We start from the raw sequence: 13,768 nt of genomic DNA on the forward strand, positions 1-13,768 counted from the left end.
GGATTAGTCGGCGGCGATACGTCCAGTGCAGCAAATGCCGCAGAGGCCGGGAAGACCACAGTTGAGAATAACTATCTTAGTGGCAAAGATGTTCTCAACATGCAGAAAGAGTTGGAAATAGCAGAGAAAGAAGGTAAAGACACTCAGTCTATTTACGAAAAATATGGTGCATTGAGTGAAAAACAAAGAGAAGAAGCTGTAGCAAAAGAATGTAGCGACAATGTGTATTGCTCGATTGCTGCTTGGGAAATGATGAACACAGGGAGTGAGCAATCTAATTCCAAATTAGCGGCTTTAGTCTCTAAGTTAAGCCCTGAAGAACATGCGAAATTTAATGCATTTGTAAATGCAGAGAATGCAGAAAGTGCTCATGCCATTTACCAATCTCTACCCACATCAGTTCGTATAGCACTCCAAGGAAAAGAAATTCTAGATAGTGCGGGTATCCGAGGACCTGTATCAGGCTCAGGCGGTGTGTCAGCTTTAGGGATCAAAGGTAAAGGTGACAAAGGGAATAAAGAAAAAGAACAAAGTAATAGTTCTCAAAAAAATCCATCATCAACAGAGCATAAAGTTGTTGATATCAAGTCTGGTGGTAAAGGTGATTGGAATAAGCAGCTGAATAAACCTGAGCCAAATACAGTTTATAAAGTCGATGGGAACAACACTTATAAAACAGATTCTCAAGGACGAGTACAAAGTGTAGAAGCAAAACTTTCATTAAATACCAATGATAGAAATAGCTATCAGCAATGTAAAGCTGGCAAATGTGGCGTTGCTGGTGATGAAGGTGGACATTTAATTGCAACTCGTTTCAATGGTCCAGGAGAAAAACTCAATATTGTTCCAATGAACTCTAACTTGAATAGAGGTGAATGGAAAAAATGGAGAACTCATGGGCTGACGCGTTAAAGAACGGTAAACAAGTTAATGTTAAAATAGAACCGGTATATTCAGGACAAAGTGGTCGGCCAAGTAGTTTTAACGTTACGTATAAGATTGGAAATGATCGTCCTGTAGAAAGAACGTTTATTAACGATTCTGGAGGTAAATAATGAAAACTGAACAAGAAATATATAATGAGATAGGGTTATTACTATACGGCATAGCTCCAGATGATGCTCAAAAAATAATAATGAGAGCTAGCTTATCAGCCGAGGGTGACACATGTGAATATGAATATGATTATATTGATAATGAAAATGAGTTGAAATGGCTTACAGCGGGTGGCGTCGTGAATACAAATATGCTTCACAATTTAGTTGAACTGCAAAACTATTATATTGAAAATAATCTAACGAATGGCCTTCCCGTTTGGAAAGCTTGTGAATCTACATTAGACTTAGAAACAATGAAAATTAATATAGATTTTAAATACGAAGATTAAAGTAAAAGATCCCAGTAAGTGCTGGGATCTTCGTTAAAAGCCTCACTCCTCAGCCACTTACCGCTGAGTGTCAGTTGTGGGCTGGGGTTGGGTTTACCGCGGTTCGGCAAGTAACCCACTGTATACTGTCTGGTTTTTGCCACTTCTTCTTTAGCTGTCTGGTTTTTTACTTTACAACCGCGCACAACTGCCAATCCTCAAAAAGTGAAACTCACACCGAGAGCCGTCAGTCCCAAGGCAGTACCTTAAATGCAGGAAAATGGTGAGCAAGTCACTGTCAATGTCGGTCGTGACCTCACCTTGCAAAGTGAACAAGACAGTGACCGTTATGATGCGAAACAGCAAGAGGTCAGCGTCGGTGGCGGTTACACGATAGGTGGCACGCCAAACATCAATATCAGTGCCAGCAAAGACAAGATACACAGTAACTACGACAGTGTGAAAGAACAAACCGGTATTTTTGCAGGCAAAGGTGGCTTTGATGTTAACGTCAAAGAGCACACTCAGCTTGATGGTGCGGTGATTGCGTCAACCGCGGACAAAGACAAAAATCGCCTTGATACAGGTACGCTGGGTTGGAAAGATATCGACAACAAAGCCGATTTTACCGCCGAGCACACGGGCGGTTCGATTGGCACCGGTGGCCCAATTGGTAGCCAACTGGTGACCAATGCCGCAGGCGGGTTACTCTCTAACGCCAATAACAGCGGCCATGCGGAAGGCACCACGCAATCGGCGGTCAGTGACGGTACTGTCATTGTTCGCAATGAAGGCAAACAAAAACAGGATGTTAACGAGCTCAATCGCGATACCGAGCACGCCAATGACGGCAGCATCAACCCGATATTCGATAAAGAGAAAGAACAAAACCGCTTAAAACAATCCCAGTTGATTGGTGAAATCGGCAATCAGACCATGGATATCATCCGCACCGAAGGGGATATTGCTGGCCTGAAAGCACAGAAAGACCCCGATGCGTTAGCGGTCGCGAAAAAACAGCTGGAATCTGAGGGGAAAACACTCACCGATGACGCCATTAAGCAACAGGCCTACAACAACGCCATGGCACAGTACGGCACGGGCAGCGACTTCCAAAAAGCCGCCCAAGCCGTCACAGGATTGCTACAAGGCCTAGCAGGTGATAATTTAGCAGGCGCATTGGCAAATGCCTCGTCGCCGTACTTAGCGACATTGATAAAACAGCAGGTTGGCGAAGATAATAAAGCCGCAAATGCCATGGCGCACGCAGTATTGGGTGCTGTAGTCGCTGAGCTGAATAACCAATCCGCTGCTGCGGGTGGATTAGGCGCCGGTGGTGGTGAGCTATCTGCTCATGTTATCTTAAACACCCTCTTCCCGGGCAAAGAAATTTGGGAGCTGAGTGAAAGTGAGAAACAGCAAGTCAGTGCACTAAGCCAGTTGGCTTCAGGATTAGCTGGCGGTCTTACTACAGGTGATGTGGCAGGTGCGATTACTGGCTCGCAAGCTGGAAAGAACGCGGTTGAGAATAACCACTTAAGTAAAGATGAAAGGATAATCCTAGACAAAGCGCTTGATGACCAAGAGGCAGGAAAAAACCTTAAGTCGGCTTCCTTAGATATTATTTATTTAATGGATAAAGACAAATACACAAATAGCCTGATTGAGAGAAATGGCAAAGGATTATTGAATGAAAAAGAGCAGGCTGTTTTAGCTGAATATTTAAATGCTGTTGGTGTGCAATTGCAGCTAAGGGGAGTTAGTGAAGCGGATGCACAAAAACAAATAGCAGAGATATTGAAAGAAACCAGTCATTTTGTACCTAACTTAGATGAGCAATATAACCGAGCATTAAGCCAATTAAGCACCCAAGCTAGGCAGGAATGGCAAGCGATGATTGGTACAGATGCGTTATTGGCTGGGCCGGGGCGAGTTAGCCAAATAATGCGATTGGCGCTGATTTCAGGCGGTTCTTATCAAACAGGAACGGGTTTTGCCCAAATTGCCGATGGGAAAATTGCTGATGGCTTAATCAATGTTGGTCTTGGTAGTGCAGCTATATCAGGTGGCTATCTAGGAAATAAAGTTACTACTGGTAAGCCGAATGGTGGAATTGTTTCTCCGGGTAATTCTGTTTGGCAGGAAAATACACTTGTCAAATATCCATATTATGATAAACCACAGCAAGGAGGCACTTTAAATATAGGCGCAGGTAACAAACCTATAGAAGGTGCTTATAATATTTCTCATCCTGATTATCCTAAAGGAACAGGTGTATATGCTGGCTATGCTAACAATTTATCAAATATTGCTACAGGTTCCCAAAAAACGGTCATCATGGATAACCCTTATGGCTTTAATCCCCTGAATAGTGAGGTCATTCGAGTGTTAGAACCGAACGGAACTATAATTATTAGAGGCAATAAAACCAATAAGTTTGTGAAAAACTTAGAAAAAGAAGCAAAGTCACAAGGCCTTACTCTTATAGAAAAAAAAGAAATATCAAGCCAAGGATATAATCAGTCAAATGGTTCACCTATAAAACATGAAAAGATAACTGAATATATTTTCAAGAGGAGTGAATAGTCATGAAATATAAAATGAATATTACAAATAGCTATTATTACTTGATATATTTTTTTGATACGATTGGTATCGATTTTTATATGTCATATCCAACCATTAATAGTGATAGAAAATGTACTATCAAATTTGAAAACATCGCAATTAATATGGATGAGGAACGCTGGAGAAATCAAATACTTATATTAAATCCGGATAGTATTATTAATAAATCTGATGACATGGTCATTCTTTTAAAGAAAGCTACATTAACTATTGAAAACACAAAAAATACTAATGTTTCATTAGTTACAAATAGTCTTGATAGTTTTGATTCATCAGGCTTATCTTTTGGATTGAAAGATAGGCGCATTCGATGTTCAGGAAAAGCTATGAATTATATCGATACCTATATTTATAGTGATATTATTTTTTCAGGTGATGTATTCATCGAGTTTGATGAGGCAGACATCTCTATTCAAACAATTGGATATGATAATTTAATTTCAGATATCAATATAATTAATAAAATTAATCAGGATTCCATAATAAGAACTAAATCTAGAAATGAAAAAATATCAGAAAAAAAATTAAATGGAATTAAGTCCCCAATATGGGACTTCGATTTTCTTATGTCGCACTTTGCTGAGGATGAACAGGGCTATTGGGAAGCTACAAAAGAATATCCTTAAACAATGCTATATTCTGAAGACACTGTACCCCCTAACTCACCCAACCACTTACCGCGTAAAGTGAGTTGTGGGTTGGGGTTGGATTTACCGCGGTTAGGGGCGTAACTCACTGTATGGTGTCTGGTTTTAATTCTGTTTTATTTCAGCCTGACCGCAAAAGTGCATATCGGAGATTTTGAGTTCTCCACCCAAAATCCACTTGCAAAATTTAGTTGTAACTAACTGAATATAAATGGAAAGGATGGTTTAATCTGGCTAAGTCGCAATGGAATGAGTTGTTGTTGAGAATAACTTATTCGGTGGTACAGAAGACGGGCAACTGAAATTTGCGAGAGACCATGCAAAAGATGTGATTTCTTGTGCTGACAACCCTTCTGGTGAAGCCTGTATCAGAGGTCAAGCGGTTGATGATGCTCTAAAATTAGCTTTGGCTACTGGGCTGGGCACCCACGGATTAATCATTGCTGTTGATGCTGCTGCGGCTGGTTGTTTAACTAACCCAGTGCTCTGTGCTAATGAAGCAGGTGTTTTCATTCTTGAAATGCTTGGTGCAGAAGCTGCTCCTGCAGGTATAGCACTTACAGGTACAGCTGGACTGACTGCAAAACTGACTAAAGAACAGCTTGTTGAGTTAGCTACTTTACAAGCCCTTAAAAAAGAAGGTGGGGATGTTACTCCTGAAATGGTGAGTCAGGTAATTTCGGGTGGAGTGAGTAAAGAAACACCTAGTATAAATAATTCGTTATTCACTAACTCGGATAAAGCAAAGAATTCTGAAACGTATTTTAGAGTTGAAGGTGGGGGAAGTGGAACGAAAACGAGTCAAAATAGGATCAATGTGAACTCTGATGGAAGTGTTTCAATAAACTCGGGATGTAGTAGCCAGCTTTGTGTCAGTACTAATGGTCCTAATCATGCAGTTTATTATCTTACGAACAATAGACCAGATGGGTCTGTTGTGATGTTTGAAATTGATGCCACTCTACATAAGCAAATAATGGGATCATTAGTACCTCAGAAACCCATACCTGGCGTTCCTAAAAATCCTAACGCACCTAAAATTGTAGATCCTGGGACTGGCGAACCTAGTATATCTATAGAGTTACCTAAAGTATGGGATAAATTAATAGAACAAAACTCATCAAAAGGCCTAGTACTAACAGAGAAGGAGTTTTTGAATGAATTTGGCAAATGATTATCAAAACTTACTCAACAGTATTTTTAATGGTGAAAAGGAAATTGCTATTTTTGTTGTCGATGGAGTTCATTATTATACGGTTGATAATAAAGAGAATTATTGTATTGATGTAAGGCCGGAATATCAATCTTATGTAGAGAATGGTTGGATGAAAGAATCCCTTTATGATGAGGCAGTATCTAGTTTTAGAAAAGGGCTCCCCATTTTAGATCAACATAATTTTAAAGATTATATAAACCAAGATAGTGTAGAAATTCATTCTGTTAATTGGATGCAGTCATTTTTTAAATATAATCGAAATAATGATGAGTTATTAGCGTTTTATTCTTATATAGAACAATTTCTGTCCACATTAACAGAAACGGTATCTGATGATTGGGATAAATGGAAAATGCGACTTCCTAAATTCTACATTAATTTTGATAAAAAAATTTATCGTCATACAGATTGGGAACGTAATCATGAAAAATTAGTTCCCTCTGATTGGAGTGCTAAAGCTAGTAATGATTTTGGATTATTTGTTCCTGATAAGTACCAGTATTGGCTTATTAATGGCATGAATTTTTGGAAACTACAAATGTAATCAATACTATTACTTTGAGTCGAGCCCCTCTAATAGCCTTACTCTCAGCCAACCGGATAATCAGCTGTCCGGCTTGGCGAGTGAGGGTAAAGTGGCTACCCACCTCAAACCCCAACTCTTTCAGCCACTGACCGCTGATAGTCAGTTGTGGGCTGGGGTTGGGTTTACCTCGGTTTGGCAAGTAACCCACTGTATATCGTCAGGTTTCCCCCCTCTTCTTTTTTAGCTGTCTAGCTTTTCGCCTTACAACCGCGCACTAATGCCAATCGTCGAAAAGCAAAAGGTGGCTTTGATGTTAACGTCAAAGAGCACACTCAGCTTGATGGTGCGGTGATTGCGTCAACCGCGGACAAAGACAAAAATCGCCTTGATACAGGTACGCTGGGTTGGAAAGATATCGACAACAAAGCCGATTTTACCGCCGAGCACACGGGCGGTTCGATTGGCACCGGTGGCCCAATTGGTAGCCAACTGGTGACCAATGCCGCAGGCGGGTTACTCTCTAACGCCAATAACAGCGGCCATGCGGAAGGCACCACGCAATCGGCGGTCAGTGACGGTACTGTCATTGTTCGCAATGAAGACAAACAAAAACAGGATGTTAACGAGCTCAATCGCGATACCGAGCACGCCAATGATGGCAGTATCAACCCGATATTCGATAAAGAGAAAGAACAAAACCGCTTAAAACAATCCCAGTTGATTGGTGAAATCGGCAATCAGACCATGGATATCATCCGCACCGAAGGGGAAATTGCTGGCCTAAAAGCGCAGAAAGACCCCGATGCGTTAGCGGTCGCGAAAAAACAGCTGGAAGCCAAAGCGAAAAAGGATAACTCGGTTGAGCCTATAACCGATGACGCCATTAAGCAACAAGCCTACAACAACGCCATGGCACAGTATGGCACGGGCAGCGACTTCCAAAAAGCCGCTCAAGCCGTCACCGGATTGCTCCAAGGGCTGGCAGGTGATAATTTAGCAGGTGCATTGGCGAATGCCTCTTCTCCTTACTTAGCAACGTTGATAAAACAGCAAGTGGGAGAAGATAATAAAGCCGCGAATGCCATGGCACATGCTGTGTTAGGCGCTGTAGTCGCTGAGCTGAATAACCAATCCGCTGCTGCGGGTGGGTTAGGTGCTGGCGGCGGCGAGCTGTCCGCTCATGTGATTATGGATACCCTCTTCCCGGGCAAGAAGGTTTCAGACTTAACCGAAAGTGAGAAACAACAAGTCAGTGCACTGAGCCAATTGGCTTCAGGATTAGCTGGCGGACTGACTACCGGTGATGTGGCTGGGGCAATTACTGGCTCGCAAGCAGCGAAGAATGCTGTTGAGAATAATTTATTATCACCAGAGAAAGAAGATCGCCGGTTTAAAGCGCTCGAAGCTCAAAAGGCCGGACAAAACCTGCTGAAGGCTTCACAGGATATTTTTTATCTAACAAATGAAGATAAATATAACGATAAATTAATTGCCGGTTATAAAGCAGGAAAACTGGATGATGCCGGTAAAGCGGAGCTGGCGCGTTTTCTTAATGAGTACGGAACTCAATTGCAGTTTTACAGAGGAATGAGTGAAACGGAAGCGTCTCAGGTTATTGATTCAATATTGAAACATGATTCAATCGGTCCGGTTTTAACAAAAGAATATAACGAAGCATACCGATACCTTAATTCGGCTGGAGTTCATTTGTCTCAGGCCGTGATAGGAACCGATGCACTGTTAGCCGGACCCGGCAGAATCAGCCAGTTAATGCGTTTATCATTAGCTGCCGGTGGTTCTTACCAGACAGGAAAGGGGATAGCCCAGGTATCTGATGGTAAAATTGCTGAAGGTAGTACAAATATCGCGCTTGGTTCAGCTGCTATATTCGGCGGATATGTTGGTAATAAAATTACAAGTAAGCCGAACGGAGGAGTGACTACACCGAAGGATGCAATTAATAATGTATCACCAAATAAAACTTCTCAAGAATCTCATTCTTGGGGAGCTATAACCGATAATGAAGCTGCTGGATTTTCATATTATGATAGATATAGGACTGCAGACGGTAAATGAGATTGGCCTAGTAACTTAGGTTTTGCTGAGGATCCAACAAAAGCAATTCTTCAAGTAGGAACTCGTTTAGATAGGTATGGCTCTCCTAGTGGACCATTCCTTGCACCCAAAGGAACTCCCTATGAGCAACGAGCGTTGGCGCCTGGGGCTAGGGCAGAAAAATACTATGAATATGAAGTTATTAAGCCATTGCCAGTAATACAAGGAAAAATAGCCTCTGCATTTGGCGAGCCTGGTGGTGGAGTTCAAATTTTACCAAATATGCAAGAGCGAGTTAATGTTCAGTGGTTAATAGATAATAAATATATTAAAGAGGTTAAAACCAGTGCTATTAACAGTAAATGAGATACAGGATAAAGTAAATTTATTAGGTTCAATAATTAATATTCCTAGTAAAGACTTACACATATATCTTTCTCCTCCGGGGGATGGAACACCTCATATAGCGATAGAGGGGGATAGCTATAATTATGTTTACTCTGAAAGAGGTATTGAGTTTTGCAGACGCACAACATCATCATTAGATGAATTACTTTATTGGATAATGTTTGATTTTATTCATGAAATTGCGGTGCGTTATGAGCTGAAGAATAGAGTTCCATATCATGATGGGCGAAGAATTATTTTTCCGATGATCATTGATCTAATGGCGAAAATAAACCCTGAATGGGGGATAAGAGTAAAAAATGAAATAAATAATACACTACAAAGCAGTCCTTATGATGATACAACGTATTAAAAAATTTATATTTTTAGTAAAAATAATCCCAGTATCATACAGGGCTCTCTCTTACCTACCTCACGCCTCAGCCAGCCGGATAATCAACTGTCCGGCTTGGCGTATGAGGGTGTAGTGACTGCCCACCTCAAACCCTAACTCATTCAGCCATTTACCGCTAATGTTCAGTTGCGGGCTGGGGTTGGGTTTACCTCGGTTCGGCAAGTAACCCACTGTATATTGTCTGGTTTTGACCACTTCTTCTTTAGCTGCTTGTGTTTTTACACTACAATCGCGCTTAGCCATAGGGACTACTCCTATTAGTTGCTGTGGTTAGCGGTGTTGGCAGGTTGCACCCTGTCAGCATCGCGTTCTGTGTTGCTCAATTACTTCGTTGCACCAATCACTTGTTTAATCTTCTCTTGGGAAATCGCTAAATCGAGAAAATGACAAATCATGTCTTGGTCTTCAGTTTTTAGGGTATCCACCTGTTTGCACAGCTCTTTTAGCCGCTTGTTTTTAATCTCAAATGCAGGTTGGTTAAGACCTTCTGCACCCAATATCAAATGGTCGATGGAGACCTCCAATATCTGCGCCAGTTTAACAATATAATCAAACTGGGGTTTAGTCTGCCCTTGTTCCCAACGTCCCACCATATTGTCAAAGTGATGCTTGTCAAAAAGCGGTTTGGTTAGAATATCGAGAAGCCAGTAATGCTGTAATTAATACTTTGAAAGAAAAAGCATAAAGTGGTGAACTGAGTCGTGAAGAACTTGCCTTTATTAACCACGAACTAGGGAAAGAATTAGCAGTAAGGGGCTATCGTGGCGGTGGTAAAACTGGTGTTTCTGAAAATTTAAGCTGGATAAATAACGGTCAAGGTCCATTAACTGGTTTCTTCGACACAGAATTACGCCAGAAAGAGTTAGTCAGCTCAGGGATGACGGTTGCGGATGCAACTCAGTTTGTTGAGAAAGAAAAACGCAACATAATGCTGTTGGAAACAGCGGCAAGTGTTATTGGTTCTAAAGTTGGCAATAAGAATCAAGGAAAATCTCCAAATAATACCAACAAAGACCAAAGCAAAGGATCTGCTATTCCTGTTTCAGAAAAAACACAAGCCTCTAACGGCCTGATTTATCAATCAAATGGAAAACACACACCAAACCAACTAGGTTATAGTCGAGAGGCGGGTACAGAACCTAAAAATTCAATTGAGCTATTTGGCAACTCAATTGAAAGTGGTAAGAAAAGGTACTCTATTGATAAAGATGGTAATGTACCCAATTCACAAACACTAATGATGGTTCTTGGCATTGGTCAGGAAGTACAGGAGACAAGTCTGTTCCATTGAAAAAAAGCGAAGTTCCAAATAGTGTAAGAAAAGAATTCGGCTTACCTGGTAAATGGAGATAGTATGATTTTTGGTGATCCTCATCGTTTAGCTATTTGGACTGAGTATATCCCTGAATGGAGCGGTGGATATAAAAATGGTTTATTTTATTTGGTCATAAATAGCAATATGTATCCAGAAAAAATTCGAGTTTCAACTCTATCTGTGGACCTTTTTGAAATCATTGATAGTGATTGTGCTTTGGCCTCACAACCACGAAATGATCAAATTTTTGAATTGCCTACAAAGGAGGCATTCAATAAATTATTTAACTTAGCATATCCTGAGTCTTCAGCAGACGATGAGTATCCTGAGCAGAATTTTAATTATTGTATAACATCCTCTAATATAAGTGATTCTGGATGTTGTTTCTTTGCTCTTTCGAATGAAACATCTGTGAGGATTATTGGAGGGAAGACTGAACGCCTTATACGTGATGAAATTGAAGATAGAAATTACTGGGAAACAATCAAACAACCAATGATTGAAGATGTAATTATTTCAAAAAATGAAATAGAGACAATCATTAAGGAAGTAAAAGAATATTCACAATACATACTTGGCGAAAAAAGTTAATAATAAATAAAAAGATTCCAGCTCCATGCTGGAATTTTTTTAACTATCACCCCACTCAACTAAGCTAAATATCGTGACAGAACGGAAAAACGCACGTCGGCAAAATCGGTTCTATGGATCAAAATGTTTTTTGAAGATGTAAATTTAACCAACTGAATATACTAGCGAAAATGGGTTTTATCTGCCCGTTTTGCAATGGAATGAGTTGTTGTTGAGAATAACTTCTTCGGTAGTAGTGGTGATAAATCGTTAGCAGGCCTTGAAAATCATGTTGTTTACGAATTAAAAAAAGGAACAACCGTTGAGGAACTCAATGCTAGCGTAAAAGAGATGTTGAAAGGTGACCATCCAGAAGGTCAAGACCCCGCAAGAGGGTTACTGGTCGCTTGGGGTAACTTTATGGGCATTCCATTAGACGTTTATTGGTCTAATGAGCAAATGCCCCCCGAGAAAGCCGCTCAAATATTAAGTGGTTCAATACCGACCTCAGAAGCTAAATTGATCCAGTATATGGCAGCGAAATCTTACTTAGCCTTTGTGAAAAGCGGTAAGGAAATGCCGAGTTGGGATGCTGGAAAAGGCGAATATAGTTTTAAAGATACAGGGACAGTGACAGATGTTAAGCATCCAAATAATCAATTTGATGGTAAAACAGTATACGATGCTAGCGGTTCTGTATATGAAGGTGGCGTATGGAAACCAAAAGTAACAAATGGTTCTCAAAATGTAATAGATAAAGACCTATTGGCTAATCCTATTACACAATCTCGTACAAATATTCAAAATGGTAATTCAAAAGCGGGATGGGAACATTTAGTCAAGCGTCATTTTTCTGGAAAATCGAATGCAAGCCAATTTACGATTAGTCAATCGGAAGTTAAATCATTGCTTCAAAATCCAGATGTCACGAAGGTTCCTATTAGTAAGACACAAATATCTGATAATAAAGTAACTGGACAGAAAGATATATTGTATCAAAGAGTAATTACGTTGGATAAACCTATTGGAATTGATAAGTTTAGTAATAAACCCACAAATACGATGACCATTCTTACCGACAAACATGAAAATTTAGTAACAGCTACACCTGGAGTAATTGACTAAAATGAAGAACGAAAATAATGATGAATTGATAAAATTTAAAGAAATAGAAAAAAATATTATTTTTCCATTCCTAGCTAATGAGTTCACGTATATTGATTCCGTAAATATTCTATATCAGGGAATTGATCAGTGTGTCGAAATCTACGGATATTTAATAAATAAAAAGTATGTCATTGAGTTTGATCTTTCAACTATAGACCACTCTATTAGTAAGAATGAAATTTTGACAGTAGAAGATTATGAAAAAAGTTTACAAGGAAAAGGCAGGGCTAAAAAAGATGCTCGAGATTTTTTAAGGCGGATAATGCGCAGTTAAGATAGGGACCCCGTCACCAAACAGGGATCCCCCTTATCTACCTCACTCCTCAGCCAGCCGGATAATCAACTGTCCGGCTTGGCGAGTGAGAGTGTATTGAGTGCCTACCTCAAATTCCAACTCATTCAGCCACTGACCGCTGATGGTCAGTTGTGGGCTGGGGTTGGGTTTACCTCTGTTAGGCAAGTAACCCACTGAATATCGTCAGGTTTCCCCCCTCTTCTTTTTTAGCTGTCTAGCTTTTCGCCTTACAACCGCGCACTAATGCCAATCGTCGAAAAGCAAAAGGTGGCTTTGATGTTAACGTCAAAGAGCACACTCAGCTTGATGGTGCGGTGATTGCGTCAACCGCGGACAAAGACAAAAATCGCCTTGATACAGGTACGCTGGGTTGGAAAGATATCGACAACAAAGCCGATTTTACCGCCGAGCACACGGGCGGTTCGATTGGCACCGGTGGCCCAATTGGTAGCCAACTGGTGACCAATGCCGCAGGCGGGTTACTCTCTAACGCCAATAACAGCGGCCATGCGGAAGGCACCACGCAATCGGCGGTCAGTGACGGTACTGTCATTGTTCGCAATGAAGACAAACAAAAACAGGATGTTAACGAGCTCAATCGCGATACCGAGCACGCCAATGATGGCAGTATCAACCCGATATTCGATAAAGAGAAAGATAAAGAGAAAGAACAAAAAAACGCAGTTCACTGGAACGAATAAAGACTAATAAAGTAAGCTTGACTGCAAGCTTAGTTAAAGACCTTCCCTTATAATCATCAATGCGTTGTAAGAACTCAGGTAGGCGTTTAAGCTCTAATGCCGCTCTGTGAACTCGTTTGCCTGTCGCCACTGCGCCAGCCATATCTTGCGCTGGGTTATAGTCGATTAAACCGCTTTGTACTGCATAGCGCATAATAGCAGTCACTCGTTGCTGTAAACGTGCAGCCACCTCAAGACCTCCAGACATCTCTACGACTTTAATGAGTTCGAGGAGATCGCGGGTTTTCAATTCAGCAATATTACGTTTACCAATAGCAGCAAAGATATTGTCCTCAAGGCTTTTGAGGACTCGATGGCTATGTCCTTCGGACCACTTCTTATTGGTTGCGTGCCAATCACAAGCTTTATACGATTTACCCAAAGGCTTGACAGCCCTGACTTTAGCATCAGTAAGATGCCATAATTTATCTCCTTGCGTTG

18 protein-coding genes and 3 pseudogenes are annotated in these 13,768 nt (G+C 40.8%); 14 read left to right on the plus strand and 7 right to left on the minus strand.

Annotated features, from left to right (window positions below; translation table 11 throughout):
* Together AC4IFT_RS21610 and AC4IFT_RS21615 are read left to right on the plus strand one after the other, a co-directional pair.
* Window positions 1-1,055: pseudogene (locus AC4IFT_RS21610) on the plus strand (DNA/RNA non-specific endonuclease); the annotation flags it as partial.
* Complete coding sequence (locus AC4IFT_RS21615) at window positions 1,055-1,387, plus strand: hypothetical protein (protein ID WP_219245839.1); 333 nt, start codon at window positions 1,055-1,057, stop codon at window positions 1,385-1,387. The pseudogene AC4IFT_RS21610 and the gene AC4IFT_RS21615, both read left to right, overlap by 1 nt.
* Here the strand turns inward: AC4IFT_RS21615 and AC4IFT_RS21620 are convergent.
* Entirely contained in the window at window positions 1,384-1,572 is a 189-nt protein-coding gene (locus AC4IFT_RS21620) for a SymE family type I addiction module toxin (RefSeq protein ID WP_490752721.1), read from the minus strand. The two genes, AC4IFT_RS21615 and AC4IFT_RS21620, sit on opposite strands and share 4 nt — an antisense overlap.
* Before the next feature lie 67 nt (window positions 1,573-1,639).
* Here AC4IFT_RS21620 and AC4IFT_RS21625 point away from each other — a divergent pair.
* Both AC4IFT_RS21625 and AC4IFT_RS21630 read left to right on the plus strand, forming a co-directional pair.
* Window positions 1,640-3,952 (plus strand): annotated as a pseudogene (locus AC4IFT_RS21625) (VENN motif pre-toxin domain-containing protein); the annotation flags it as partial.
* A 2-nt stretch (window positions 3,953-3,954) separates the two neighbouring features.
* Entirely contained in the window at window positions 3,955-4,620 is a 666-nt protein-coding gene (locus AC4IFT_RS21630) for a hypothetical protein (RefSeq protein WP_490752723.1), read from the plus strand.
* Here the strand turns inward: AC4IFT_RS21630 and AC4IFT_RS21635 are convergent.
* Window positions 4,617-4,751 (minus strand): SymE family type I addiction module toxin, encoded by a 135-nt coding sequence (locus AC4IFT_RS21635; protein WP_490752746.1) that lies wholly within the window; start codon window positions 4,749-4,751, stop codon window positions 4,617-4,619. The genes AC4IFT_RS21630 and AC4IFT_RS21635 overlap by 4 nt on opposite strands.
* Before the next feature lie 218 nt (window positions 4,752-4,969).
* Between AC4IFT_RS21635 and AC4IFT_RS21640 the strand changes: the two genes are divergently transcribed.
* Together AC4IFT_RS21640 and AC4IFT_RS21645 are read left to right on the plus strand one after the other, a co-directional pair.
* A complete protein-coding gene (locus AC4IFT_RS21640; RefSeq protein WP_490752725.1) occupies window positions 4,970-5,815 on the plus strand; it encodes a hypothetical protein in 846 nt (281 codons plus the stop codon).
* On the plus strand, window positions 5,799-6,401 hold the full coding sequence (locus AC4IFT_RS21645; RefSeq protein ID WP_430256194.1) for a hypothetical protein: 603 nt from the start codon (window positions 5,799-5,801) through the stop codon (window positions 6,399-6,401). The genes AC4IFT_RS21640 and AC4IFT_RS21645 overlap by 17 nt, the downstream gene beginning before the upstream one ends.
* Here the strand turns inward: AC4IFT_RS21645 and AC4IFT_RS21650 are convergent.
* Window positions 6,367-6,591: a SymE family type I addiction module toxin gene (locus AC4IFT_RS21650; RefSeq protein ID WP_490752726.1), complete on the minus strand. Its 225-nt coding sequence runs from the start codon at window positions 6,589-6,591 to the stop codon at window positions 6,367-6,369. The genes AC4IFT_RS21645 and AC4IFT_RS21650 overlap by 35 nt on opposite strands.
* A 140-nt stretch (window positions 6,592-6,731) precedes the next feature.
* Between AC4IFT_RS21650 and AC4IFT_RS21655 the strand changes: the two genes are divergently transcribed.
* From AC4IFT_RS21655 to AC4IFT_RS21665, 3 genes are read left to right on the plus strand one after another with little or no spacing between them, the layout of a single operon-like run.
* Window positions 6,732-8,459, plus strand: coding sequence for a VENN motif pre-toxin domain-containing protein (locus AC4IFT_RS21655; protein ID WP_490752728.1), 1,728 nt, complete (start codon window positions 6,732-6,734; stop codon window positions 8,457-8,459).
* 45 nt (window positions 8,460-8,504) lie between these two features.
* Entirely contained in the window at window positions 8,505-8,804 is a 300-nt protein-coding gene (locus AC4IFT_RS21660; RefSeq protein WP_490752748.1) for a TNT domain-containing protein, read from the plus strand.
* Window positions 8,785-9,198 (plus strand): Imm63 family immunity protein, encoded by a 414-nt coding sequence (locus AC4IFT_RS21665; protein ID WP_490752730.1) that lies wholly within the window; start codon window positions 8,785-8,787, stop codon window positions 9,196-9,198. The genes AC4IFT_RS21660 and AC4IFT_RS21665 overlap by 20 nt, the downstream gene beginning before the upstream one ends.
* A 60-nt stretch (window positions 9,199-9,258) precedes the next feature.
* Here the strand turns inward: AC4IFT_RS21665 and AC4IFT_RS21670 are convergent, their stop codons facing one another.
* Both AC4IFT_RS21670 and AC4IFT_RS21675 read right to left on the minus strand, forming a co-directional pair.
* Window positions 9,259-9,483 carry a SymE family type I addiction module toxin gene (locus AC4IFT_RS21670; RefSeq protein WP_490752732.1) on the minus strand — a complete coding sequence of 75 codons (225 nt, stop codon included), beginning with the start codon at window positions 9,481-9,483 and terminating at the stop codon, window positions 9,259-9,261.
* Window positions 9,484-9,563: 80 nt separating this feature from the next.
* The gene (locus AC4IFT_RS21675) at window positions 9,564-9,833 is read right to left on the minus strand and encodes a helix-turn-helix domain-containing protein (protein ID WP_490752734.1); all 270 of its coding nucleotides are present in this window, start codon (window positions 9,831-9,833) and stop codon (window positions 9,564-9,566) included.
* Between the two features lie 284 nt (window positions 9,834-10,117).
* Here AC4IFT_RS21675 and AC4IFT_RS21680 point away from each other — a divergent pair, with 284 nt between their 5' ends.
* The 4 genes from AC4IFT_RS21680 to AC4IFT_RS21695 all read left to right on the plus strand — a co-directional run bounded on the left by AC4IFT_RS21680 (window position 10,118) and on the right by AC4IFT_RS21695 (window position 12,566).
* Complete coding sequence (locus tag AC4IFT_RS21680) at window positions 10,118-10,531, plus strand: hypothetical protein (protein ID WP_490752736.1); 414 nt, start codon at window positions 10,118-10,120, stop codon at window positions 10,529-10,531.
* A 63-nt stretch (window positions 10,532-10,594) separates the two neighbouring features.
* Entirely contained in the window at window positions 10,595-11,146 is a 552-nt protein-coding gene (locus AC4IFT_RS21685; protein WP_490752737.1) for an immunity 42 family protein, read from the plus strand.
* Between the two features lie 330 nt (window positions 11,147-11,476).
* Window positions 11,477-12,250 carry a hypothetical protein gene (locus tag AC4IFT_RS21690; protein WP_490752739.1) on the plus strand — a complete coding sequence of 258 codons (774 nt, stop codon included), beginning with the start codon at window positions 11,477-11,479 and terminating at the stop codon, window positions 12,248-12,250.
* A gap of 1 nt (window position 12,251) precedes the next feature.
* Window positions 12,252-12,566: a hypothetical protein gene (locus AC4IFT_RS21695; protein WP_490752740.1), complete on the plus strand. Its 315-nt coding sequence runs from the start codon at window positions 12,252-12,254 to the stop codon at window positions 12,564-12,566.
* 42 nt (window positions 12,567-12,608) lie between these two features.
* Here the strand turns inward: AC4IFT_RS21695 and AC4IFT_RS21700 are convergent, their stop codons facing one another.
* Window positions 12,609-12,761: a SymE family type I addiction module toxin gene (locus tag AC4IFT_RS21700; protein WP_490752742.1), complete on the minus strand. Its 153-nt coding sequence runs from the start codon at window positions 12,759-12,761 to the stop codon at window positions 12,609-12,611.
* A 140-nt stretch (window positions 12,762-12,901) separates the two neighbouring features.
* On the opposite strand from AC4IFT_RS21700, the gene AC4IFT_RS21705 reads away from it, so the two are divergent.
* Window positions 12,902-13,288: a hypothetical protein gene (locus AC4IFT_RS21705; protein ID WP_490752744.1), complete on the plus strand. Its 387-nt coding sequence runs from the start codon at window positions 12,902-12,904 to the stop codon at window positions 13,286-13,288.
* On the opposite strand, the pseudogene AC4IFT_RS21710 reads toward AC4IFT_RS21705, so the two are convergent.
* A pseudogene (locus AC4IFT_RS21710) lies at window positions 13,263-13,691 on the minus strand (tyrosine-type recombinase/integrase); the annotation flags it as partial. The gene AC4IFT_RS21705 and the pseudogene AC4IFT_RS21710 overlap by 26 nt on opposite strands.
* Window positions 13,692-13,768: the final 77 nt, after the last annotated feature.

It is taken from the genome of Providencia sp. UF-183, assembly GCF_058246155.1.

Excerpts from the sequence above, each read along its gene's own strand:
- AC4IFT_RS21675 (WP_490752734.1), bottom strand. The coding sequence starts at position 9,833 with ATGGTGGGACGTTGGGAACAAGGGCAGACTAAACCCCAGTTTGATTAT.
- AC4IFT_RS21670 (WP_490752732.1), bottom strand. The coding sequence starts at position 9,483 with ATGGCTAAGCGCGATTGTAGTGTAAAAACACAAGCAGCTAAAGAAGAA.
- AC4IFT_RS21630 (WP_490752723.1), top strand. The coding sequence starts at position 3,955 with ATGAAATATAAAATGAATATTACAAATAGCTATTATTACTTGATATAT.
- AC4IFT_RS21615 (WP_219245839.1), top strand. The coding sequence starts at position 1,055 with ATGAAAACTGAACAAGAAATATATAATGAGATAGGGTTATTACTATAC.
- AC4IFT_RS21690 (WP_490752739.1), top strand. The coding sequence starts at position 11,477 with ATGTTGAAAGGTGACCATCCAGAAGGTCAAGACCCCGCAAGAGGGTTA.
- AC4IFT_RS21695 (WP_490752740.1), top strand. The coding sequence starts at position 12,252 with ATGAAGAACGAAAATAATGATGAATTGATAAAATTTAAAGAAATAGAA.
- AC4IFT_RS21680 (WP_490752736.1), top strand. The coding sequence starts at position 10,118 with ATGACGGTTGCGGATGCAACTCAGTTTGTTGAGAAAGAAAAACGCAAC.
- AC4IFT_RS21685 (WP_490752737.1), top strand. The coding sequence starts at position 10,595 with ATGATTTTTGGTGATCCTCATCGTTTAGCTATTTGGACTGAGTATATC.
- AC4IFT_RS21645 (WP_430256194.1), top strand. The coding sequence starts at position 5,799 with ATGAATTTGGCAAATGATTATCAAAACTTACTCAACAGTATTTTTAAT.